The sequence below is a fragment of the Patescibacteria group bacterium genome (genome assembly GCA_028717685.1).
Lineage (GTDB): Bacteria > Patescibacteriota > JAQUNI01 > JAQUNI01 > JAQUNI01 > JAQUNI01.
Window position 1 is genome coordinate 49248 of the sequence record JAQUNI010000001.1, and the last position, 21445, is coordinate 70692.

Annotated in this window: 24 protein-coding genes and 1 tRNA gene; 7 read left to right on the plus strand and 18 right to left on the minus strand. The window is 39.5% G+C overall.

Annotated features, from left to right (window positions below; genetic code table 11):
• Nucleotides 1-5: 5 nt before the first annotated feature.
• The 13 genes from PHW01_00265 to PHW01_00325 all read right to left on the minus strand — a co-directional run bounded on the left by PHW01_00265 (nt 6) and on the right by PHW01_00325 (nt 8804).
• Complete coding sequence (locus PHW01_00265; GenBank protein ID MDD5626438.1) at nt 6-1022, minus strand: hypothetical protein; 1017 nt, start codon at nt 1020-1022, stop codon at nt 6-8.
• A gap of 665 nt (nt 1023-1687) precedes the next feature.
• Complete coding sequence (locus PHW01_00270) at nt 1688-2095, minus strand: hypothetical protein (GenBank protein MDD5626439.1); 408 nt, start codon at nt 2093-2095, stop codon at nt 1688-1690.
• A 114-nt stretch (nt 2096-2209) separates the two neighbouring features.
• A complete protein-coding gene (locus PHW01_00275) occupies nt 2210-2332 on the minus strand; it encodes a hypothetical protein (GenBank protein ID MDD5626440.1) in 123 nt (40 codons plus the stop codon).
• Between the two features lie 3 nt (nt 2333-2335).
• On the minus strand, nt 2336-2596 hold the full coding sequence (locus PHW01_00280) for a hypothetical protein (GenBank protein MDD5626441.1): 261 nt from the start codon (nt 2594-2596) through the stop codon (nt 2336-2338).
• Between the two features lies 1 nt (nt 2597).
• Nucleotides 2598-2786 carry a hypothetical protein gene (locus tag PHW01_00285; protein MDD5626442.1) on the minus strand — a complete coding sequence of 63 codons (189 nt, stop codon included), beginning with the start codon at nt 2784-2786 and terminating at the stop codon, nt 2598-2600.
• 114 nt (nt 2787-2900) lie between these two features.
• On the minus strand, nt 2901-3551 hold the full coding sequence (locus PHW01_00290) for an HD domain-containing protein (protein MDD5626443.1): 651 nt from the start codon (nt 3549-3551) through the stop codon (nt 2901-2903).
• Between the two features lie 188 nt (nt 3552-3739).
• Nucleotides 3740-4696: a hypothetical protein gene (locus tag PHW01_00295; GenBank protein MDD5626444.1), complete on the minus strand. Its 957-nt coding sequence runs from the start codon at nt 4694-4696 to the stop codon at nt 3740-3742.
• A 42-nt stretch (nt 4697-4738) separates the two neighbouring features.
• Complete coding sequence (locus PHW01_00300) at nt 4739-5257, minus strand: hypothetical protein (GenBank protein MDD5626445.1); 519 nt, start codon at nt 5255-5257, stop codon at nt 4739-4741.
• Nucleotides 5258-5422: 165 nt separating this feature from the next.
• Nucleotides 5423-5494, minus strand: a tRNA-Gln gene (locus tag PHW01_00305).
• 9 nt (nt 5495-5503) lie between these two features.
• Nucleotides 5504-5887: a four helix bundle protein gene (locus PHW01_00310; GenBank protein ID MDD5626446.1), complete on the minus strand. Its 384-nt coding sequence runs from the start codon at nt 5885-5887 to the stop codon at nt 5504-5506.
• Between the two features lie 44 nt (nt 5888-5931).
• Nucleotides 5932-7455 (minus strand): DNA polymerase III subunit gamma/tau, encoded by a 1524-nt coding sequence (gene dnaX, locus PHW01_00315; protein MDD5626447.1) that lies wholly within the window; start codon nt 7453-7455, stop codon nt 5932-5934.
• Nucleotides 7456-7498: 43 nt separating this feature from the next.
• Nucleotides 7499-7981, minus strand: coding sequence for a GtrA family protein (locus tag PHW01_00320; GenBank protein ID MDD5626448.1), 483 nt, complete (start codon nt 7979-7981; stop codon nt 7499-7501).
• A 127-nt stretch (nt 7982-8108) separates the two neighbouring features.
• Nucleotides 8109-8804: a hypothetical protein gene (locus PHW01_00325; GenBank protein ID MDD5626449.1), complete on the minus strand. Its 696-nt coding sequence runs from the start codon at nt 8802-8804 to the stop codon at nt 8109-8111.
• A gap of 289 nt (nt 8805-9093) precedes the next feature.
• Here PHW01_00325 and PHW01_00330 point away from each other — a divergent pair, with 289 nt between their 5' ends.
• From PHW01_00330 to cysS, 3 genes are all read left to right on the plus strand, one after another.
• Nucleotides 9094-10038, plus strand: coding sequence for a magnesium transporter CorA family protein (locus PHW01_00330; GenBank protein ID MDD5626450.1), 945 nt, complete (start codon nt 9094-9096; stop codon nt 10036-10038).
• Between the two features lie 104 nt (nt 10039-10142).
• Entirely contained in the window at nt 10143-10847 is a 705-nt protein-coding gene (locus tag PHW01_00335; protein MDD5626451.1) for a CDP-alcohol phosphatidyltransferase family protein, read from the plus strand.
• A gap of 203 nt (nt 10848-11050) precedes the next feature.
• Nucleotides 11051-12517 carry a cysteine--tRNA ligase gene (cysS, locus tag PHW01_00340; protein ID MDD5626452.1) on the plus strand — a complete coding sequence of 489 codons (1467 nt, stop codon included), beginning with the start codon at nt 11051-11053 and terminating at the stop codon, nt 12515-12517.
• Nucleotides 12518-12540: 23 nt separating this feature from the next.
• Here the strand turns inward: cysS and PHW01_00345 are convergent, their stop codons facing one another.
• A complete protein-coding gene (locus tag PHW01_00345; protein MDD5626453.1) occupies nt 12541-13626 on the minus strand; it encodes a hypothetical protein in 1086 nt (361 codons plus the stop codon).
• Nucleotides 13627-13715: 89 nt separating this feature from the next.
• Between PHW01_00345 and PHW01_00350 the strand changes: the two genes are divergently transcribed.
• The 4 genes from PHW01_00350 (at nt 13716) to recR (ending at nt 17410) form a co-directional block, all read left to right on the plus strand.
• Nucleotides 13716-14762 (plus strand): tRNA-dihydrouridine synthase family protein, encoded by a 1047-nt coding sequence (locus tag PHW01_00350; protein MDD5626454.1) that lies wholly within the window; start codon nt 13716-13718, stop codon nt 14760-14762.
• A gap of 179 nt (nt 14763-14941) precedes the next feature.
• Nucleotides 14942-16300: a replicative DNA helicase gene (dnaB, locus tag PHW01_00355; protein MDD5626455.1), complete on the plus strand. Its 1359-nt coding sequence runs from the start codon at nt 14942-14944 to the stop codon at nt 16298-16300.
• 86 nt (nt 16301-16386) lie between these two features.
• Nucleotides 16387-16668, plus strand: a complete 282-nt coding sequence (locus PHW01_00360; GenBank protein ID MDD5626456.1) for a YbaB/EbfC family nucleoid-associated protein — start codon at nt 16387-16389, stop codon at nt 16666-16668.
• A gap of 136 nt (nt 16669-16804) precedes the next feature.
• Nucleotides 16805-17410 (plus strand): recombination mediator RecR, encoded by a 606-nt coding sequence (gene recR, locus PHW01_00365; protein MDD5626457.1) that lies wholly within the window; start codon nt 16805-16807, stop codon nt 17408-17410.
• A gap of 147 nt (nt 17411-17557) precedes the next feature.
• Here recR and rplU read toward each other — a convergent pair whose 3' ends face one another.
• The 4 genes from rplU to PHW01_00385 all read right to left on the minus strand — a co-directional run bounded on the left by rplU (nt 17558) and on the right by PHW01_00385 (nt 21265).
• The gene (gene rplU, locus PHW01_00370) at nt 17558-17881 is read right to left on the minus strand and encodes a 50S ribosomal protein L21 (GenBank protein MDD5626458.1); all 324 of its coding nucleotides are present in this window, start codon (nt 17879-17881) and stop codon (nt 17558-17560) included.
• A gap of 92 nt (nt 17882-17973) precedes the next feature.
• Nucleotides 17974-19095 (minus strand): MraY family glycosyltransferase, encoded by a 1122-nt coding sequence (locus PHW01_00375; GenBank protein ID MDD5626459.1) that lies wholly within the window; start codon nt 19093-19095, stop codon nt 17974-17976.
• Between the two features lie 108 nt (nt 19096-19203).
• On the minus strand, nt 19204-20793 hold the full coding sequence (locus PHW01_00380) for a glycosyltransferase family 2 protein (GenBank protein MDD5626460.1): 1590 nt from the start codon (nt 20791-20793) through the stop codon (nt 19204-19206).
• A gap of 58 nt (nt 20794-20851) precedes the next feature.
• Nucleotides 20852-21265 carry a hypothetical protein gene (locus PHW01_00385; protein MDD5626461.1) on the minus strand — a complete coding sequence of 138 codons (414 nt, stop codon included), beginning with the start codon at nt 21263-21265 and terminating at the stop codon, nt 20852-20854.
• Nucleotides 21266-21445 lie beyond the last annotated feature (180 nt).

Below are 21445 nucleotides of genomic sequence, written 5' to 3' on the forward strand. Positions count from 1 at the left end.
TTATACTATTTTTCTAACAACCATTGGTTGTTGATATTATTAACAATAAATTGTTGTCTCCCCGACGGATCGGGGGTTTTCAAAATTTGATAAGTTGATTTGAAATTATATTTTATTTTATTACTGCGAACAATTGCTCTTACCAGATTCATAGTCTTTTCCTGTGCTTCTCCTAATATCTGCGATGGATTAAATTCCTTCTTTGTTTCTAAGAATTCGTTACACTCATCGAATAAATCATCAACTAATTCCTTTGTTTTTGGTTTTGCGAATTCTATTATATTACCAAACCCAATTAAATCCCTTGCTTCTCTTCGGTTAATTAAATGCCTATGGGAATATAGCTTTTGAGTTAAATTCTCAATTATTTCTTTGCTTTGCTTGTCAGTAAGCCTCTGTTTATGCAAATCTAATAGATTTTTCGTTAATCTTCTAACCAACGCATGAGTGCGGTTAACGGACCCAAGCAATGTAGGGTTAATTTCTTTTGCTAATTCCTTCATAACCTCAGCTAAAGACGACTGTTCTGCAATTCCTATTTTTTCTCTTGCGAGATCAATAAACCCAATAATATCTTCTATTTCAAATCTTTTTATCTGCTTTTTATCATTGTCAACAATATCAGCTGCTGGGTCTACTGGGCCTAATTGTGAATAAGGAAGCATTACAATCTTATCTGCCCCTAAAGCAATCATTGTGCCTGCGCTTAGTGCCTTCTCTGGCACAATAACCTCGAAAGCACCACAATATTCTCTTATTAAATTTACAAGTGGCCAAGGAGTTTCTAAGTGACCGCCATTAGTATTAAGAACTAATGATATTTTATTTGTATTCTGACCAAAACTTTCAACAATTTCTTTAAAAAATGGTAAGACGTCTGACGCTATTTGAGTAGCGAATTGCTGAGGAGGGTTCTTCTCCCCCGTAAAATAAACAATGACTCGAGATTTTCTTTCGCCCTCAAGCTGTTCAATTAGAGTCTTTTTTATTGCTTTTCTCTTAGTATTAGATTTATTAGGCATATGAGTATATTCACTATAACCCAAAATAATATTTTTTACTAGCCTTTACTACCTTGAATGTCTTACTGACGAAACTATTAACATATTAAAAAGAAGAAAAATTTAAAACTACTGAACGTAGGTTGAGTAAAAAAAGTATGAGTTACCATGAGTAGTTATGAGATAAATTAATTATATTTTAACTTTTTTGTTTTTGTAGGGTAATAAAATCCTATTTCGTACTCGAATTTACCTTCGAACCGAATATTTTAGCTAATTTAAGCTCATTTTAGGAAAACCGTACGGACTGGGGTATAAAGGGTAAAAAATCTTCGAACCATAATTTTCTCTAAAAAATCGCCTTTTCAGGCGATAGTACGAACTGGCTGGGCATAAGGTACGATCTTCGAACCTTTTTTATGCTTAATGAGTGGAAAAATGAGTTTGTAGAAGGGAAAAAGGTTAGAGTTCGGAAGGTTTATGCGTAAATCAAAGCTTACGTGAAGTATGCCCGCCAAAGATGATAACCGTCATTATTTTATGCTTTGGTGGATTTTATTCAATTTTTTATTTTTACGATAGTGCTCCTAACCATCAACGCTCGAAGCCATACGGCTTGGAGAATGGTGGCTCTAAAAATAGTGCTTCGAAGTATTACGGTTGGATATTCTCTACTCTAACCATTATTAAATGCGAGCATTTTTATCGCCTAGACATACTTGATGGTTCATGTTCCAGAACAAATCTTTTGCGTCTTCAAGATCATTTGAATCTTTAGAATGAGTTAGTAAAGACACGATTTCGGTTTTAAATGCTTTTTTTGAATTTTCCGATGCCTCTTTTGTAGTATGCCCTTTAATTAATGAGATTGCTACTTTATTGGATGGATCCAAAAATCTTTCCGCGCGTTTATCTTTTAATGGATGATTGAGAAAATTGCGATCTATGTTTAGAATAAAGGAATCTTTATAGCCGATAAACGAAGCTTTGTTGTGAGCGCAAACTTTTTTTCCTAATACTTTTGCGGAGGAGCAAGAAACAGCATAGGTAATCCGATTTTGAAGCAGGACCTCATTTTCCCCTACTTCTACCAAAACTTCATTATCATGACCACAGATGGAAAAGTTGTCGCCGTGTCCGTTTAATAATACTAAAGAAGGATCAGTTTTTTTGATCCTTCCGGTGAAATCTTTTTGGTTAGCCTTTTTTTAATATAAATCAATGACATCAATCCCTTTCTTTTTGGCGTTTTCAATAACTTTCGTATTCCAGTGGGATAAATGCCTGGTCAAGGGATCATGTTCTGGGCGCGTGATGAGAATTTTAGCCATTTATTATTGTTGATTAGAAAGTTCATGAACAATGCCTTTTTTGAGGGCTTTAAGCCATTCCATTTCTACTTTTTCAATGGTTTTGCCAATGTTATCTCCTTTTTGGACGTGCGCGATTAACTGATCTCGACTGTAATAACCAGCATTTCCGATACATTTAATTGTATCTGGGGAAATAGTTTTTAGACGGGCAACCACAAGTTTCCTGATTTCCTCATCAGTGGAAATACTATTATTGGTCTTTTTTTGACTTTTTTTATTCATGTTAAATTAATTCAAGTTTTTCTAATTTAGCTAAAATTGTTTTACCGGCTGGAGTATCATTATCAATTTCGAAAAAAGCGACATCCCAAGTAATGGGTCTGTTATCGAGGGTTAAAATAATCTCGTTTCGGAGATTGAGGGGTAGATTGGCATAAACTTTGAGAAATTTTTCTTTGGAAGTTAAGGGCATGATTTTTGGGTAATATATTTTGGTAGCATGGCTTGAGTTTAATATAGCATTTTTGGAATAAATTGCCAAACAAATATATCTGATGTTATTTCGTGTTGGGGTAGGGGAAACAAATTATTTATAAAATGATTGTAATTTTTTATCTATTCTGCCGAGTATTTCCAAGTGTAAGTTAGTCATAAAGTCATTCCATAACATGTATGGGTGTTTGAATTCTTTTATTGTAGCAACTATTTCCTCTGGTTCTTTTTTTACAAATTTTCGATATCTCTCAACTGTTATTTCTGTAGGAGTCATTAAGTCTATAATGTCTGGTGTCATCTTATCAATTGCTTTTGCAAAACGAGCGGTTTCCGACCGCCTTTCTTCCATTTCAATATAGACTGAATGGAATGATTCTGGCAAAAGAGTTAAAGCTTGTTTCTTCTCGTTGCTCGCCTTTCTTCCATTTTTTGTAAAGGTCATTTCGTCACCTGTAATTAATTCACCGATATCGTGTATAGCCAGCATTATCAAGGCTCTACCTAAATCAACATTTGGATCATCTATTTTTGAGTAAATCGTTGTAGCCACAATCGGTAAACTTCCTGAATGTTCAATTAATGGTTCTCGAACAAGTAGATCATCATATTTATAAACATAGTCCTTAATGAGTTTCTTAACTTTTTTTAAGTGAAAAGGTTGAGTGCTGGCTCTATGTTCTTCCGAATATCTTTCATACAAAAAGATAATTTTATCCAATGTTTCCTTGTATATGTCATTCATAGATTTAAAATAGGCTTAGTGAGGAAATTTGTAAAGCAGTGAGAAATGTGAGGAGTCGGCGAAGATCATATCAACTGAATTTTCGGGAATCTCTTTGATTAATTCTAGAAAATCGGCGTGATAGAGAGTAAAATTGTTGGGGTTAAAATATGGTTTTTAACCATCTCAATTAAGTGCGATAATCAGAATTAAATTTGAAAACTAAAATTTTTTAAAAATTCTTGCCAATGATTGGAGTTAACAATAAAAGTGGTAGAACGCTCTACCTCGAGTTTCAAGGGTCCCCTTTTTATTAGTGTATTTCCAGAGGTCGGTGATATATCATAAATAAAGTCTTTATAGGATTTCAGATAGTCTGGCAATGGAAATTCATAAGTGATCCATTTTTTTGGTCCGTCAAATTTAATATTTGACGGATTAATTTTTCCATCATTATCAGAAACTTTAATAGGATTATATTTTGTTACAAATAAGTCCGCAGTAGTTACTACGACGGGAACAAAAAGTATTTGCTCCGATATTTCTGAAATTAATTTTCCATTTTTTATTTCTAGAAATTCAATTCCTTCTATTTTAGGTGGGTAATATTCTTCTTGATTGAAGAAAGCGCTCATAGCATGGTTCGCCTGTAATAATGGAGTGTAGACTGTTTTAGTCTTATTTTTATTAATATCTTTTAGATCATCCCTAAATTCCACACATTGTAAACAATAATTGAGATCCGCCGCTGAGGAATACCCCAATCCTGGGAAACTACCTACTCTTTGGATGTTTGGCTCTAGTTTTAAAAATTCGTTGGTTTTTTTGATTATTTTTAAAAAAAACGACGGTGAAACGGAACAGTTATCTTGAGGTGCACTAAATAACCAAATTTTGTTTTCAGGATCGGCTCTCTTACACTCAATAAAAAATAAAACAAGCCCGCCGAAGTCAAAAACTGTTTTTTTGATTTTTTCTCTTAACGCTATAATATCTATTGCTGATGATTGACCCAGTTGAGGACCTTTAGTAGTAGGATAAGTAAAAGGAAATTCCAAGGTGGCTTGGAAATTAGTAAGTTCTTTTATTAATTCCAGGGTCTTATACTGGAATGGAACGCCTGTTTGATTATATAAGTCTGTAAATTTTTCCTGTTTTATTTCCATGAGTTTTTATTTCAGTATGTAATTCGTTTTTTGTATAGATTTTTAATTTAAAAGTGATAATAGGAATGTAATTGAGCTTACTTTATAAGCATCTTTAATAAGTAAAGACTTAAAGCTTTTTAAATGTTCTGAGCCACATATAAAAATAATACTTTGAGCGGGATTATTCTTAAATTTATTTAGCCAATAACTTTCCCTAATGGGCCAAAATTTTTTTATATAGTCCATTCTTTTCTCATACTCTTCTGTACCCATAATTGCTGATTTGTTGCCAAATTTCTCTCGCAATTCTTTTTGCGTGGGGTAGCCTATTTCTTTTCTCACTTGTTCGTCCGGATCACAAAATATACATTGGAGATTTAACTCTTTAGCTATCCTTTGAGGAATAGTGCTTGCAATATTATTTGCAGCTAATACCTCCTCTGAGAATCCCTCACAAATTAGGTCTGCAGAATATTTCTTTATTATTTTGACTAACAAGCATTTAAGGGAATTATTCCTATCTAAACATTGTCTTTTATGATCTATACCTATCAAATTTATTTGTTTATGATTTTTCATTTTGCGCGGTAATAAAACCTACTTCGTATTCGAACTTACCTTCGAACCAATATCTTGGCTAATCTAAGCTCATTTTTGGGAAAATCGTCCGGACTGGGGTATCGAGGTCTTCGAATTAATATTTTGGCTAAAGAATCGCATTTTCAGGAAATTCGTATGGACTAGCTGGGGAGGCAGGATTCGAACCTGCGAATGGCGGCTCCAAAGGCCGCTGCCTTACCACTTGGCTACTCCCCAAAAGACGAATTACGAAGTACGAATTATAGTTTTAGTAGTTTTAATGAGGCCATTGATCATTTTACTAAGTTCAATGGTTTGGGTAGCTACAGGGTCAAAATCTTTATTGCTCAAATAGTTTATATCTCTGGCAATTAACAACTGATTTTGAACCTCGGTTAAGGATCCTAAAGCGCGGCAATAAAACTGCATCTTCTCTTTATAAGAAGGTCTACTAAATCCTTCAGCAATATTAGAAGTGAAAGAAACGGCTGCTCTCCTTAATTGGCTAGTTAAACCAAAGATTTCTTCTCTGGGAAATTTTTGGGTGACTTTGTAGATCATCAAGACTAATTTGTGTCCTTCTTTCCAAACTCGCAAATCGGTAAAAGATTTAATTTTATTTTGATCCATGAAAATTGTTTATCCGTGATTCGTAATTCGGAATTCGTGATTCGCTATTTCACAATCTCCCCTCCCAAAACCTCCAGTGCTTCTTTAGTTAAATTGTTATTCTGTTGCAATTCTACCTTTTCACATTGAATCTGCCATTTGCCACCTAAGATTTGGTCTAAAACCCCTTCCACTGTTTTTTTATTGCGGGCTTGAGAAACCATATCCTTATGGAAATCCCGCGGGAAACCCAAAACTAAAGAGCCATCGCGAAAAGCGACTGGCTGGCAGAGTTTCAAGAAAGCGCACAAAGAATAATTTAAAGGCTCCACCGCCTTTAACACCTCATTCCATTTACCTACCACCTGTTCTAAATTCATTGTCGGCTTTTGATATTCGGGTAAGGAAGGAAATGATGTTTTTTCTTCTTTTTCTTCCAGTTTCGGGCTTTGGATTTTTTCCCGCGCTTCCGCTACCTTACCCATTGCTTCACTATATTCTATAATGGCTAACTCCAAAGACAATTGAGGAATTAAAGCCGCATCCAAACTATTCTTCGCGGCCATAAAAAGCCTCACTAAATAGGCTAAACTTTTCAGAGAGAAATTTTGGGCGCGAGCAACTAATTCTTCTTTTTGGGCAGAAGAAAAAGAAAGCCCGGCGTGATCCAGCAAAGCGGGCTGAACCTTAGCCAACATCATTCTGCGGAGATAATCAACAAGCTCGTCCGTAAAATTAAATAAGTCTTGACCATTGGCGACAGTCTCATTTACTTTGCGAATAGCTTGCGCACTGTCGCAAGAAGCCAGCATATTCACGAAATCTGATATTAAAGACCAATCGACCGTGCCTAAAAAATCAGCCACTTTGCGGAGCTTGAGCTCTTTTTTGGGCCAAGAGAGAATCTGACCTAAAACACCTTCGGCATCCCGCTCCCCGCCGTCCGCTTTGATGGCGATCAATCTCAAAATCTCGGGGTTTAAAACGCGCTTCTCCTCCCTTAAAATCCGCGTTAAGCGGTGTTCAATTTCAGCGACGGTCAATTTTTTAAAATCAAATCTCTGACAGCGCGAGAGAATCGTCTCGGGCACTTCGTGCACCTCTGTCGTCGCTAAAATGAAAAGAGTATGCGGAGGCGGCTCTTCCAAGGTTTTCAAAAGAGCGTTAAAGGCTTCCCGCGTCAACATATGCGCTTCATCAATAATATAAACTTTAAAACTATCTCTTTGGGGCGCGAAACGCACATTCTCACGGAGAGCGCGAATTTCATTGATGCCGCGGTTGGAGGCGGCGTCAATCTCAACCAAATCCAATGACCTGCCAGAGGTAATCTCCTGACAACTCGCGCAACGGTTGCAGGGTTCCACCTTTCCGAGCCTGCGTTCGCGCGCGCTTTTTTTGTTCTGGCAATTAATCGCCTTAGCGAGAATGCGCGCCACGGTGGTCTTGCCAATGCCGCGAGGACCCGCGAAAATATAAGCATGGGCAATCTTGCCCAAGCTTAACTCATTCTTTAAAGTTTGGATAATGGCAGTCTGTCCTTCCATTTCAGAAAATTTTTGAGGTCTGTATTTACGATATAAAGTCATAAATTGGGAATGGGGAATTAAGAATTAGGAATCAGGAATAAGATTACGAATTACTTATATTTTTGCTTGCTTCTTTTTTATTAAACACAAAAAATTTATAGCCAATAAAATTCCAGATTAAAGAAACCGCGGTAGCCACAACCTTGACCGCGTTCGCCCATAATCCGACCGAGAGCCCGAAATGCGCGCTTACCACGGTAGTGCCCAAATAAACAATCGAACTGTTAATCCCCATTCCTATAATTGTCACAAAGATAAACTGGGCATATTGAAAAACTGCCCGCTCCTCTCCTTTATATTTGAAGGCCCACAGGCGATTCCAAAAGAAACTGTTCGTGGAAGCAATCGCGAAAGAGATCGCATTAAAAACGAAAACCGGCCAGCCGCGGTAAATACTAAAAACCCACATCTCTAAATTTAAAATCCCGAAGTCAATCGCCGTGTTTATAAAGCCGACAACCACAAAACGCAAGAATTGACCAATAATGGGATACTTTTGCAAAAGATTTTTATTTTCTGGACCCATAATTTTGTTTTATCTGATTAAAATTAAACAATTTTATTTTAACAAAAAAAAGAGAATCCAGCAATTAAAAAGATTCTTCGTTTCTGAAATTACGAAATAGGCAGAGACGCAAGATTTTGCGTCTCTACTACTCCTCATCTACCAATCCTTCCAAACCTTCCAGCTCGCTGTCCAAGTCATCCACAATCTGACCGGGAACGACTTCTTTCTCTACCTCGGCAGAAGGCACAGCATTCTCATTTCCCCTTTTTTCTACCATATCTTTCAAACTCGTTTTCTTGATAATATTCTCCACCGCGCCCCATTCGGATTCGCCTTGAGCGGGAATAACCAATGTTACCTCATCACCAGCTTCGCCTTTAAAATAAGTGACGCTCGCTAATAAAACTTTGTAGGATTTGTTTTCAACAATTACCTGATACTCCCCTTTATCATCCTGGGAAAGCACGCCTAACACCTTTTTACGCTCCACGGGCCCAATTTGTTTGTAAATAAAAGAACCGTCCTCGGTAATGGTAAGTTTAAGGGTATCACCCTGAATAATCTTGGATTTAGAGGCATAATTGGCAGGCACGGGGTATTCTGTGTCGTCCGGCGCGACCATACTCTGACCATTGAAAATTCCCTGAATAATCCGCGTTTTTCCCACAGAAGAGGCTAACTCTTGAGCCTTTTCTATAATTTGTTTTTTACTGATTTTTGGCTTGGAGCTTTCCACATCTCCCCCCAAAAATTCAGTCAGAACCTTTTTAGCCTGGGAAAGATTGGACTCCGCTTGCTCTAATATTTCACGAATTAAAGCGATTTTTTCTAAATCTGCCATTTTTTTGCAATTTCTCTTTTATTTTATTTTTGGAGAAATTACCTGTTAATTTTTAGTTTTTGTTTTTGCGACTTTTTGATAAAAATAATATAGCAAAAAAAAGGGGAAAGGTCAATGATTTGCATTTGACCCCACTAGAGAAACATGCCCCACACGAATTTCTAACGGGGTTGACCTTCCAGAAATAAAGTTTTATAATTAATTTAACAGCACGAAACTTGCCTGTACTTTTTGAAGTTAAGACGAATAATGTCCTCCTTCGTTCTAGCGAACTACGGAGGGCAAAAAAATGAAAACCAAAAAAATCAGAATCATTAAATCTTATAATCTAACTTGGTATGATCTGGAGGCGCCGGAAGAAAAAGAATATAAATTTTTGCGTGAGCGTTTTCAATTTCACCCCCTAGATATTCAGGACTGCATTTCACCGGTGCAACGCCCTAAGATGGAAGAATATAATCACTATATTTTTTTAATTGTCCGCATACCCTTCTACCAAAAGGAGGAGAGAGTGATTCGCGCTATGGAGATAGATATCTTTGTGGGGCAAAATTATCTCGTTACCGCGCATCAGGGCAAAAGCACTACCTTGAAAGACTTTGTCCGCGAATGCCACGATTATCGCACGATTCGGGAAAAATATTTTCAATTTGGACCTGGCTTCTTATTATATGAAATCTTAAACCGGATGTTTGACCGCTGCTATTCTCTCCTTGACGCCGTAGGTAGCGAAATTGACCGCGTGGAAAATAAAATGTTCAAAGGCCAGGAAGGAGAGATCGTGGAAATCATCGCGGGAATCAAGAGAAATGTAATCAATCTACGCAAAATCATGAAAGCGCACGGACCACTGATGAAAAGATTAATCAACAACGAAAAATTCTTTTTAAATTTAAACGGCGCCCGCTTTAACAACAAGGACATTCTTTTTGATAATCTTTCAGACAAGGTCCAAGACATCTGGGACATCCTTGACGGCCATACGGAAACGATTGCCGCTTTAGAGACTACGAATGAAAATCTGATTTCTCATCGTTTGAATGAAATCATGAAAACCCTCACGATTGTCTCATCTATCCTTTTACCAGCAGCGTTGGTGACACAAATCTTCGGCATGTCCTACGACAACGCGCCTCTTTTAACCAATCGGATCGGATTCATTATTGTTTTCCTTTTAATCTTCTTTTTACCGCTTACTCTCATTCTTTTTTTCAAAAAGAAAAAATGGTTGTAAAATTGATTGACTTACGTTATATTATAAAGGCAGCTTTTTAAAAAATAGCTGTCTTTATTAGTTATGTGCTGTTGGCAAAGAATACCGGAAAGGAGGGATAACTGATGCACCTTGCAAAAACTACGGCGGCACTCCATATGGGTTCCGAGCTAATCGGTAAAATATACAGAACCCAAGGAGGCTTAGCGCTAAGGATCGTGCGCGTGGTTCATCAATGGCCAATTTTCAAATGGGTCACAGCGGATATATTGACAGCAATGCGTATGGTAATTGCATTTACCAATGTCTTGCTGTTTATCCTAGGAATAAAATGGGGCTTAAAGAATTTTCTTCCTTTCTTGCTAAGCCTTACCATTATTGCCTATGGATCCGACCTCTTTGACGGACAAATGGCCCGCTTGGAAGTAGAAGAAGGGAAAAAGAAAAAAGATACAAATTTTGGTCCTTGGTTTGACAATATGGCGGACAAAGCCGTATGCATACCAAGTATGTTTTTCATAATGTGGTTGCGGAGAGTTTATCTTGCGCCGATTGCAATGCTAATCGTAGATATCACTTTGGGAATTTTTCGCTGGGTGATTGCTCGGAAATATAAAATCCAGCTTAGCGCTAATCATTATGGAAAATTCAAAACATGGTTGCAGGGTTTTAGTATCAATTTTGTTTTAGTAGACTACCTTATTCCGGGTATTGGACAGGTGGGATATTACATTTTGCTCTTTGGGGCTATCCCTGTAGGCATATTAAGCTTCCTAAAACATTATCAGAATGCATATCCTCAAATCAAGAGAGCGCAAAACGGGCTTTGAAATAAAAGGCCCTTTTTTTTATCAATTTAATGAGGTAAAATAGGAGAAGGAATGAAATTATTCTACCTTGAATTACGAAATTCATTTGTCTATTAGCAGGCTATTCTCCCTCCCCCTCCAACTCCCCCTCGGGCAGGGGGAGTGTAATCAAGCTTATCGCTAATAGACGATACATTTTAGAATAATTAGAAATTTACAAATTTATGCTTCAACTCTACAACACTCTAACCAAAAAAAAGGAAACATTTATACCTCTGCATCGCGGCAAAGCAACGATGTATACCTGCGGTCCGACGGTTTATAATTACGCCCACATTGGCAATTTTCGCGCCTATTTAACCGCGGACATTTTGCGCCGTTTTTTGGAATATTCAGGCTATGAAGTAAAACACGTAAAAAATATTACCGATGTGGGACACTTAACGTCTGATTCCGACACTGGCGAGGATAAAATTGAAGCAACCGCGAAAAAGAAAAAATTGGATCCTTATGAAATTTCGCGTTTTTACACGGAAAGATTTTTAGAGGATGAGGCACGGCTTAATATCCTCCCGGCGCACAAATATCCCCGCGCCACCGCGCATATTCAGGAAATGATTAAAGCAATCGCCAGTTTAATCAAAAATGGCTACGCCTATGAAAAAAATGGCAATGTATTTTTTGATATTGCGCGCTTTAAAGATTATGGTAAATTATCCGGCAACACTTTGGAAAAACTAAAACAAGGAGCGCGGATTGAACCCCATCCGGATAAAAAAAATCCTTTTGATTTTGCCCTCTGGAAAAAAGCGGAAAAGGACCATATTATGCGCTGGGAATCGCCTTGGAGCGCGGGGTATCCCGGGTGGCATATTGAATGTTCAGCAATGAGCATGGAATACCTTGGCGAAACATTAGATATTCACACGGGCGGAGAGGATAATATCTTTCCTCACCACGAAGATGAAATCGCCCAATCAGAAAGTTTAACAGGCAAGCCCTTTGTCCATTATTGGGCGCATACAAGCTGGCTCCTTGTGGACAACGAAAAAATGAGCAAATCGCGCGGTAACTTTTACACTTTGCGCGATCTTGTTAAACTTGGCTACTCGCCGATGGCTTTCCGGCTTTTGGTTTTGCAATCACACTACAAAAGCCATCTCAATTTCACCCATGGGGCAATTGACGCGGCGCAAGAAGGCTTACAAAAAATATACGATTTTACAGAAACTATGCTCTTATCCGGCGAACACGAAAAAGGCGGCGCTTCGCCTCAAACAATCCGAAAGTTGATAAAGGAATACGAAAAAAAATTCATAGAAGCGCTGAACGACGATTTGAATACGCCCCAAGCCGTAGCCGTATTGTTTGATTTTATACGAAAAATCAATAATCTCGCTCCTCTGCGCAAGCGCGAAGCAAAGCCGATTTACAAATTTATATTACATTTGGATCGGGTTTTGGGACTCAAGATAGACAAAGTGGGTCAAGAAAAGCAGGAAATTCCAGAAGAAATAAAAAAGATGGCAGAGGAAAGAGAAAAGGCGCGCGAGGCAAAAGATTTCGCGCAAGCGGATAACTTGCGAAGGGAAATTAAAAAGGCCGGATTCCTAATCCGCGATACAAAGAAAGGCGCAATTTTGACTAAAAAAAGAGGGCACTCTCTAAACAGTGCCCACGTAAGGAGCTAACAATTTTTTAACTTGAATCATTATTAGGACAGGGGTGGGTAGAAAAAAAACAACTGGACGCGGGGATTGCCCACGATCATATAATCTCTTTCTGATAAACAGTGGGGCATCATTAGGGTCACGCCCGGTTTTAAATAAAGGTCGGAACCAAATCCCCTTAAGTATCCGCTCCCAGAAGTCACGGCTATTCCATAGAAGAAGCCCTCTTTGCATATTTTAACCTCTGAATTAACCGTAAGGCGAGAAGCGCCAAAGAATTGCTGTGTACCATCTGGCAGGATGGCGCATTCGTTATTTCCGCCTTCCGCCCAGATGGTGCGGGGCTTCATAAACACTTCACTTTCAAACTTTTCCCTGTTGAGATAGCCAAAGTCAAGAGAACCTAGGGCTGTTTCCCAGTCCAATCCTAATAGCCCGTCGGCAGCACGAGGCAGACCAAGCATCTTCCACTCGGCGAAGATGCTCCAGTCCGTCGGTTCCTGCGGCTCAAGGACACAGCAACCCATCAAGGAATGTGGCACTCCCGCGGGAATATAGAAGATATCCCCCCCAATCTCTGGTTCATATATATACATATAGTTGCGCATCGCGTTTCCGTTTTGATCCTTATACCATCCCGTAATGTCACGGCGAGTGATCTGGCGGTCCCAGCCCACCCATACTTTGGCATCTCTCCTTATTGCTATAATAATCCAGGCTTCCGTCTTCCCAAAAGGAGAGTTTAAATGTTTTTGCGCAAATTTGCGATCCGGATGCCAGTGGACAGGGATATAGCTTGCTGTGTCAAAAATCTTTACTAAAATCCCCAGCGCCTGCCCCCATTTTAGTAAATGGTCGGGTCCTAACATTTCGGCTGGGAATTGCGCAATCAGCTCGGTTAAAAGGACGGTGCCGCCTTCAGGAAGCGCAACCCGCCCAATCCCTTCATTGGGCTCGTTCGTTCTTCCTGGCGTCATTGCCTTGTTTGTAGAAAGAAACCAGCCTTCGGGGCGGCGATCATCTTTAGGATGAGGTTCGCCAAAGAATTGCGCCCTTAACTTTCCACCCTGGTAACAATGTGGAAAAACACTGGGGACCAGAACCAACGGACGTTCTAATAAGCTTCCCATCTTTGACCTCCTTGAAAGAGAGTTATTGGTTTATAGCGTTGTGAAAAAGAGCCCTCTAGAATTTAAAATTTTAACACTGTCTTATAAAAATGTCTAATTTTTGGCAAAAACTTCCCAAACCCTTTATTTGTCTGGCTCCCCTGGCAGGGATCTCTGACTCCCCTTTTCGCCAAATCTGCAAGGAATTTGGCGCGGATGCGGTTTTTACCGAAATGATCTCCGCTGAAGGACTTAGCCGCGAGCAAAATAAAACTCTAGAACTTACTTATTTTTCTCAAAAAGAACGACCCATTATTTTGCAACTCTTTGGTAAAAATCCAGAGAGTTTTGGGCGCGCCGCGCAAGTGATTCAAAATTTATCGCCTAGGAAAAAACCAGATGGCGTTGATTTAAATCTAGGCTGTCCGGCGCGCAAGGTAAAAACTCACGGTTCGGGAATCGCTTTGATGCGCGATCCCGATCTTGTTAATAAAATTATCGCCGCAATCACCGCGAACACCGATCTGCCGCTCTCCATTAAAATCCGCGCGGGAATTAGGAAAGAAGGGATTAAAGCGGCGAGTTTCGCCTCAAAAATCAACTGGCAAAAACTAGCCGCCATTATTGTCCACGGCCGTTATCTAGAACAAGGATTTTCCGGACCCATTGATTATACGGAAATTAAAAAAATCAAAATGATTGTGGGCGATAAAACCGTGATTGGAAATGGAGGGATTAATGGCTTAAGAAGCGCCCAAATAATGTTTAAAAAAACAGATGTTGATGGCATAATGATTGGCAAGGGAGCTTTGGGGAGACCGTGGATTTTTGAAAAAATTAAAAAAGCCTTAAAAAGAAAGACTCCCCCCTTCCTCCCGGAGGTCAAGGGAGAAATAAATACTCCCCCTCTTGATAAAGAAGGGGAAAGAGAGAGGGTCTTCGCCCCTTTATTGCCAAACACAATAAAAACCGCCCTCAAGCACGCGAGATTGATGATTGAACTCAATGGCGAGGGAAAGGGAATACGGGAAATGCGGAAACACCTTTTGTGGTATTTCCGCGATTTTGAGGGCGCTAAAGGAATAAGAAAAAAACTTACTAAAATTGAAACATTTAGAGATTTGGAGGACACTCTCCTTTATCTTTCCAGCAATTAGCCGCAACAATCATACCGCAAAAGATTAAGGCTGAAAGAATGATGAGCAATTTTATTATAAGCATCCCCCACCTTTTTTTAAAAGATGGGGAACCCTCTTTCTTTAATAAACGCACCCTTTGAACCCCTTCTTTTTCTATGCTATACTAAAATGAATTAACAGGCAAAATCTAGAAGCCTATGGCCGGAACGCAAAATCAAAAAGAAATAGAAAAAATGCCGCCTCAAAATATTGAAGCCGAGAAATCGGTTTTAGGGGCGGTGATGCTTGATCAAGACGCAATCATAAAAATCGCGGACACGATTAATGCCCAGGATTTTTATGTGCAAAAAAACAAACAAATTTTTGAAGTAATGCTTGAGCTTTATGAAAAGAGAGAACCGATTGACATCTTAAGCCTGTCTAACTGCCTGGAAAACAAAGGCACATTAAAAGAGCTGGGGGGGTCAACGTATTTAACGAGCCTCGTGAATAGCGTGCCTAGCGCCGCGAATATTTTGCATTACGCGAAGATTGTTCGGGAAAAAGCGACCTTGCGCAGACTGATTCAAACTGGCCAAAAGATTGTGGAGTTAGGATATCTGGAAGAAGAGGATTTGGAAAAATTATTAGATAAAGCAGAGCAAGGATTATTTTCCGTTTCCCAGAAATACTTAAAACACAATTTCATCCCCATCCAGAGTATTTTAACCGAGGCCTTTGACCGCATTGATGAACTCCACAAACAGAAAGGCAAGCTCCGCGGCTTGCCGACAGGCTTTACAGATTTAGATAATCTCCTGGCAGGTCTGCAAAATTCCGACCTTATTGTCCTCGCCGCCAGACCTTCAATGGGGAAAACTTCTTTAGCCCTGGATATTGCCCGCCAAGTAGCCACGCAAACGAAAGTGCCGGTTGGCATCTTTAGTTTGGAAATGAGTAAAGAACAGCTTGTGGACCGTCTCCTTTGCGCCGAAGCGGGCGTGGACCTTTGGAAAATGCGTACCGGTAAAATTAAAGAGGATGAATTCCCATATATTGGCGAGGCAATGGGCGTTTTGGCGGAAACGCCGATCTTTTTAGATGATTCCGCAACCAGTAATATTATGGAAATCCGCACTAAAGCCCGCCGCCTGCAAATGGAGCATAAAGTGGGACTCTTAATTATTGATTATTTGCAGTTGATGGAGGGCCGCACAACTGACAATCGGGTGCAGGAAGTTTCAGAAATTTCCCGCAATTTAAAGGCAATTGCCAGAGAACTTAATATCCCCGTCCTTGCTTTGTCTCAGCTCTCGCGCGCCGTGGAATCGCGCTCACCGGCCATTCCTCAACTTTCTGATTTACGCGAATCGGGCAGTATTGAACAAGATGCCGATGTGGTAATATTTATCTATCGGGAAGTAATGTACAAGCGGGAAACCGAACGCGCTAATATTGCCGACATCTTTATTAAAAAACACCGCAATGGTCCTACTGGCCAACTGGAGCTTTATTTTAACGAAAATCAAGCTTCATTCAAAAATCTAGACAGGCAACACAGTGAACTAACTACCTAACTGTCATTTCATAAAGCAGCCTGCCATGGGCGGACTTCGTCACGCCGAAGGCGGACTCCTCGCGTAATGACATTTATTTACTAACTATGTTTGACTCTCTTAAAAATCTCAACCAATTAAGGCAACAAGCTAAAAAAATCAAAAAAGAATTAGGTAAAGAAATCTTGATCGGCACCGCGGAAGATGGCAAAATTCAAATCACGATGGACGGCAACCAAGAGGTGAAGGCTGTGCGCGTAGAACCGGATTTGCTTACTTCCGAAAACAAGGAAAAAATTGAAAAAGGCATCAAAGAAGCGATTACCCAATGCATTACCCAAATGCAAATGGCGATGGCAAGGAAGATGCAGAATGGAGGAATGTTTTAAGTTAAAAGTTAAAAGTGCAAAGTGAAAAGTTGAATTTAAAGTTTAAAGTTTCTTTTGTAAAAGCAGCTGCTCCGCAATAATTTTGTACTTTAAACCGCAATTTTGAACTTTGAATTTTTAACTTTGAACTAATTTTATGTCTCTTCTTCCCCAATCCATAAAAGATTTAATAGACGAATTTGCCAAGCTGCCCGGCATCGGTCCTAAGACCGCGGCTAGGCTTACTTTTTATTTATTAAAACAGCCGGATCAAGAACTGGAACGTTTTGGCGAAACCTTGCAAAATCTAAAGCAGAAAATCAACCTCTGCCCCACTTGCTTTACATTAGTTCAAAATAACTTCTGTCCTTTTTGCGATAATGTTAACCGCGATTCTGATCTAATCTGCATAGTGGAAGAACCTTTGGATATTATTGCCCTGGAAAAAACCAAAGAATACCGCGGGCTTTACCATGTCCTCCACGGCATCATTTCACCGATGGATGGAATCGGACCCGAACACCTAAAAATCCCCGAGCTAATCTCCCGCATTAAAAAAAATAAACCCAAGGAGATTATCATCGCGACCAATCCCTCTCTTGAGGGAGAGGCAACGGCGATGTATTTACAACGGATTTTAAAAGATTTCAAGATCAAGCTTACTCGCCTTGGACGGGGATTGCCCACAGGCGGCGAATTGGAATATGCGGATGAAATTACCCTAGTGAACGCTCTGCAAGGGCGGAGAGAAATAAAGCTGTAAAACAAAATATAGAGACGCAATTCATCATATCTCTATAACATATTGATTCTATTTTCTATAGAGACAGGTTTAAAATTTGTCTCTATAGTTTTTTTTATTTACCCCGTTAGATTCGGTTTAGAAATATATTTCTAAACGGGATTGGATCTAACCTGGTTTACACACAATCTCTTGCACTTGTAAAACTGTATACTGCGGACGAAAACCTTGCCTTTTGGTATATCGCTTTTTCGCTTTGAATTTCAAAATATGCACTTTTTTACCTTTCTTCGCTGGCTCCAAAACCTTGACGGAAACCAAAGCGCCAGAGACGCGCGGCTGACCGATCTTAATCCCTTTGTCATCTGCATATGCTAGAACATCATCTAAATTCACGATTTCTTCTTTTTGGACATCCATTTTATCCACTTCTAAAACATCACCCCGCGAAACCATATATTGTTTTCCCTGAACACGAATAATCGCAAACATAAAATAAGGTAAATAATAATACGTGTTGAGATTATAGCAAAAAAAGAAAAACTGGTCAAATAAAAATAATACGCGCTTCTCTAGAAAAGGTGCTATAAAGAAACATTACGCGCCTCCTTACGGCGGTACCGCAAAACCAAGGTTAAAGCCAGACTAACCATAACGACGATCATAATGATCAGCGCCAAAAGTTTTTCTTTAGCTTGTAGAAACAAACCCGAAACCCCAAAGGCAAAAGATAAAAAATATAGAAAGAGCACGGCTTGACGATGAGTAAAGCCAATGCCCAAAAGACGGAAATGCAGATGTTTTGCGTCGCCCTTAAATGGCGAACGGTGCTCAAAAAAGACACGGCGGCAAATCACCCACAATGCGTCTAAAATCGGAATCCCCATAATAAGGAGCGTGGTGGCGATTTTTCCTCCCGCTAAAATAGCAAGCACCGCAAGCATAAAACCAGCGAACGTACTCCCGCCTTCGCCTAAAAAAATCTTCGCTGGATGGAAATTCAGAACTAAAAACCCCAAGAATGCGCCGGCGCAAATCACGGATAATAAAGCCGTTTCTGGCTGGTGCACGGCTTGGCTTAAACTTAAAAAAAACAAAATGCCTGCTCCAATCGCTGTAACCCCCGAAGCCAAACCATCCAAACCATCCAGATATTTCGTAGTGTAGATCATGCCCAAAATCCAGAAAAAGGCAAACAAATCCGCAAACAAAGTAAGATAATAAGGAATACCCGCTAAAGTAAAAATATGGATTTTCACCTGATCAAAATAAAAAAGCCCACCCAAAGGATTAGTCGCGTATTTGATGCCAATGCCGGAAGCTACGATGGCGGCAGCGGCAAGGAGCGGCCAGATAAACTGCTTCCACGGTTTCAAATTATATTTGTCGTCTAAAATTCCTCCAATCATTAAAAATAAGCCGCCTATTAAGACGCCAATAATATTTTTCAGCCTAATCGTGCCTGTGGCTAAACTATGCGTAAAGAAAAGGTAAAATAGAACTACCAAAGCGAAAGCCGCATAAACCGCCAGACCGCCTAAAAGAGGAATCGGCGCCTTTTGAATCTTGCGTGGTAAAATTGGATAATCCAAAATCTTGAAATGCAAAGCCAACTTGCGTACTAAAAAAGTCAAAATCAAACATAGCAACGCTCCAATGAAAAAGGGAGGAATAAAACTGGCTAAATTATAATTGAAAGTTGACATTGAAAAAAATTAAAAATGAAAAGTGAAAAATGTAAAATTAAATTGAAAACAATTTTTTCATTTTAGATTGTGATTTTTAATTTTTCATTTTATATTTTACGTTTTCTACTACACTTCCTTAAACAGCGCGCTGGAATGGGCTTTTGCGTCTTTGATATTTTCGGCTTTATGCAGCCGCGGTTTAGGCGTTACTAAAAAGCCCATATATTTTTTTAAGGCAAGTCGCGTCTGGGCGTCAATCGCGGGCACGCTCCCAAAAAAGATGGTTACAACGGGCAGTAAAATCCACTGTAAAACCATATAAAAATACTCATAACGCCGATGCCGTTTGGGTCGCGGCGGCACTAAAACTGTGGAAATAATCGCGGAAACGAAAATCCCAACCATAGAAAGGGACATTAAAAGCCGCGTCAAATAGGGAAGATTGCGCGCTAACACTGTTTCCCGAAAATCATCGCCTCCCAGAAATATGGGCATCCAACCGACAACCATTAAAATAATCGCCGTTACCGCCCAAGAATATTTTCCCTCTAACTCCCTGTAAATAATGCGCGTCTTTTTGAAAAAAGGAATGCCGCGCGTTCTTATGGAACGAAAAATCACATAAGGCAAATTTTCCACGCCCCAACCCCAACGCCTCCGCTGTTTATATTGATTTACAATACTTTCCCAAAAAGATCTGCCCAAAACCGTATCCATAGAGACCGGCATATAAAGAGGAATCACGCGATAGTTCCCGCGATAATGGAAAAAGCATTGATAGAAAATGCGCGAGTCTTCCGAGACGATATTCGTCTGCCAAAAACCGATTTCCACCGCGGTTTGGAAGCTCATCGCGTGGGAAGAAAAAGTTCCCATTCGCTCTGGACGCTCCTGCTCCATCATATGCCAAAAGGTAGTGGAAGCGCTAGCCACGCGCGCGAGAGCCGGCGCATCCCAAAGGTTGTTATTAAAGAAAGGAACAGGTTGGTAGGAAGCGCGCGTCCGATTTGGTGTCGCAAGATAATGATAGGCAAGACAGGAAAAATATCTGGGGTGGACACAGGTATCGGCGTCAAAAACAGAAACGATCACATTGTCATAGGGGATACCCTCTCTATCAAGCCATTTTTGGACCTCGCGACCCGCCCAAGTCTCGTTAGAACCCTTGCCGGCAAGTTCGCCGATAATATCGCCAGGGTGCACCGTAACCATAAATTTATAAAACTTGCTGCCAAATTTTTCTTCTAGGGCACCTGCGTTTTTTAAACCGTTTTCACAATCCCTCTCTTCCACGCCGAGCACAACAATCATCTTCCCTGTAGGATAATCGGAATCCACTAGGGCTTTAAAAGTGGTTTCTAAAACCTCCAATTCTTCTTTATAAGTAGGCAGGATAATCAAATGATAAAGCTCGCTCCATTTTTTATCACCCTGAAAGCTCTGGCATTTTGAGAACCAATCCGTTTTCAGATAGCGCTTCATGCGAAAATAAGAAGCAACCTGGTGGATGCAAAGATAAGAAACGCGCAAGAGCCAGTGCAAATCAAAGGCAATAATAAAAATCGCCACGGAGACAGGCTCAATAAATGAGAATATAATACAAGAAAGAAGCGTGCCCCAAGCCAAAGCCGCAGGAAGAATTTCTAAACTGCGATAAAGAATCCGATCAGAGGGGCTATCTAAACTTGTGTAGTGAGCGATACCTTTAGGGTCCATAAAAAAAATGTAAAATTAAAAATGAAAAATGTAAAATAACATTTGAGATTTTACATTTTTACTGGTTAATATAAATAAGACTTACTGCTCCGATTAAAACAAAAATTTGCACCGTGAACGCGGTTAAAAGTAAAATATAATTTACAAGACGATCTTTCAAATAAAACCAAAAACCGAGGACAAAATTCATTAAGATAATGAAGAGCCCGATTAAAGGAAGGGTAAAAACACGGTGATAAGAACCGATTAAATCAATGCCAAAATAGATATTATAATGAAGAGGAATGGGATATTCCGAGGGTTTGATAAAATAAGCCAAAAAAATCCAACTTAAAATGTTAAAAAATAAGCTCCCCAAAAAAAATCCTAAATTAGTTTTATTGCGCCAAAACTGGGCGCGAAAAAAGCTCCGGACATAAGCCCAGAAATGGCGAAAAATATTCGGTTTTTCTTGATTCTGAACTTCTTGCATCTTGCTATAACTATATCTAAAAAAGCCTTAAAAGTAAACCCCGTTAGAGAATTTTGTCGTCCTTCGGTTCTTTGAGCTGAGCTCAAAATTATATCCCTACTGTTCATAAATTAGATTGCTAAAATGTGGAATATTTTCTATAATAAATACGAAGTGACATCAGTAAACCCCATTAGGGAA

Excerpts from the sequence above, each read along its gene's own strand:
- PHW01_00265 (MDD5626438.1), bottom strand. The coding sequence starts at position 1,022 with ATGCCTAATAAATCTAATACTAAGAGAAAAGCAATAAAAAAGACTCTA.
- PHW01_00275 (MDD5626440.1), bottom strand. The coding sequence starts at position 2,332 with ATGGCTAAAATTCTCATCACGCGCCCAGAACATGATCCCTTGACCAGG.
- PHW01_00280 (MDD5626441.1), bottom strand. The coding sequence starts at position 2,596 with ATGAATAAAAAAAGTCAAAAAAAGACCAATAATAGTATTTCCACTGAT.
- PHW01_00285 (MDD5626442.1), bottom strand. The coding sequence starts at position 2,786 with ATGCCCTTAACTTCCAAAGAAAAATTTCTCAAAGTTTATGCCAATCTA.
- PHW01_00290 (MDD5626443.1), bottom strand. The coding sequence starts at position 3,551 with ATGAATGACATATACAAGGAAACATTGGATAAAATTATCTTTTTGTAT.
- PHW01_00295 (MDD5626444.1), bottom strand. The coding sequence starts at position 4,696 with ATGGAAATAAAACAGGAAAAATTTACAGACTTATATAATCAAACAGGC.
- PHW01_00300 (MDD5626445.1), bottom strand. The coding sequence starts at position 5,257 with ATGAAAAATCATAAACAAATAAATTTGATAGGTATAGATCATAAAAGA.
- PHW01_00310 (MDD5626446.1), bottom strand. The coding sequence starts at position 5,887 with ATGGATCAAAATAAAATTAAATCTTTTACCGATTTGCGAGTTTGGAAA.
- dnaX (MDD5626447.1), bottom strand. The coding sequence starts at position 7,455 with ATGACTTTATATCGTAAATACAGACCTCAAAAATTTTCTGAAATGGAA.
- PHW01_00320 (MDD5626448.1), bottom strand. The coding sequence starts at position 7,981 with ATGGGTCCAGAAAATAAAAATCTTTTGCAAAAGTATCCCATTATTGGT.
- PHW01_00325 (MDD5626449.1), bottom strand. The coding sequence starts at position 8,804 with ATGGCAGATTTAGAAAAAATCGCTTTAATTCGTGAAATATTAGAGCAA.
- PHW01_00330 (MDD5626450.1), top strand. The coding sequence starts at position 9,094 with ATGAAAACCAAAAAAATCAGAATCATTAAATCTTATAATCTAACTTGG.
- PHW01_00335 (MDD5626451.1), top strand. The coding sequence starts at position 10,143 with ATGCACCTTGCAAAAACTACGGCGGCACTCCATATGGGTTCCGAGCTA.
- cysS (MDD5626452.1), top strand. The coding sequence starts at position 11,051 with ATGCTTCAACTCTACAACACTCTAACCAAAAAAAAGGAAACATTTATA.
- PHW01_00345 (MDD5626453.1), bottom strand. The coding sequence starts at position 13,626 with ATGGGAAGCTTATTAGAACGTCCGTTGGTTCTGGTCCCCAGTGTTTTT.
- PHW01_00350 (MDD5626454.1), top strand. The coding sequence starts at position 13,716 with ATGTCTAATTTTTGGCAAAAACTTCCCAAACCCTTTATTTGTCTGGCT.
- dnaB (MDD5626455.1), top strand. The coding sequence starts at position 14,942 with ATGGCCGGAACGCAAAATCAAAAAGAAATAGAAAAAATGCCGCCTCAA.
- PHW01_00360 (MDD5626456.1), top strand. The coding sequence starts at position 16,387 with ATGTTTGACTCTCTTAAAAATCTCAACCAATTAAGGCAACAAGCTAAA.
- recR (MDD5626457.1), top strand. The coding sequence starts at position 16,805 with ATGTCTCTTCTTCCCCAATCCATAAAAGATTTAATAGACGAATTTGCC.
- rplU (MDD5626458.1), bottom strand. The coding sequence starts at position 17,881 with ATGTTTGCGATTATTCGTGTTCAGGGAAAACAATATATGGTTTCGCGG.
- PHW01_00375 (MDD5626459.1), bottom strand. The coding sequence starts at position 19,095 with ATGTCAACTTTCAATTATAATTTAGCCAGTTTTATTCCTCCCTTTTTC.
- PHW01_00380 (MDD5626460.1), bottom strand. The coding sequence starts at position 20,793 with ATGGACCCTAAAGGTATCGCTCACTACACAAGTTTAGATAGCCCCTCT.
- PHW01_00385 (MDD5626461.1), bottom strand. The coding sequence starts at position 21,265 with ATGCAAGAAGTTCAGAATCAAGAAAAACCGAATATTTTTCGCCATTTC.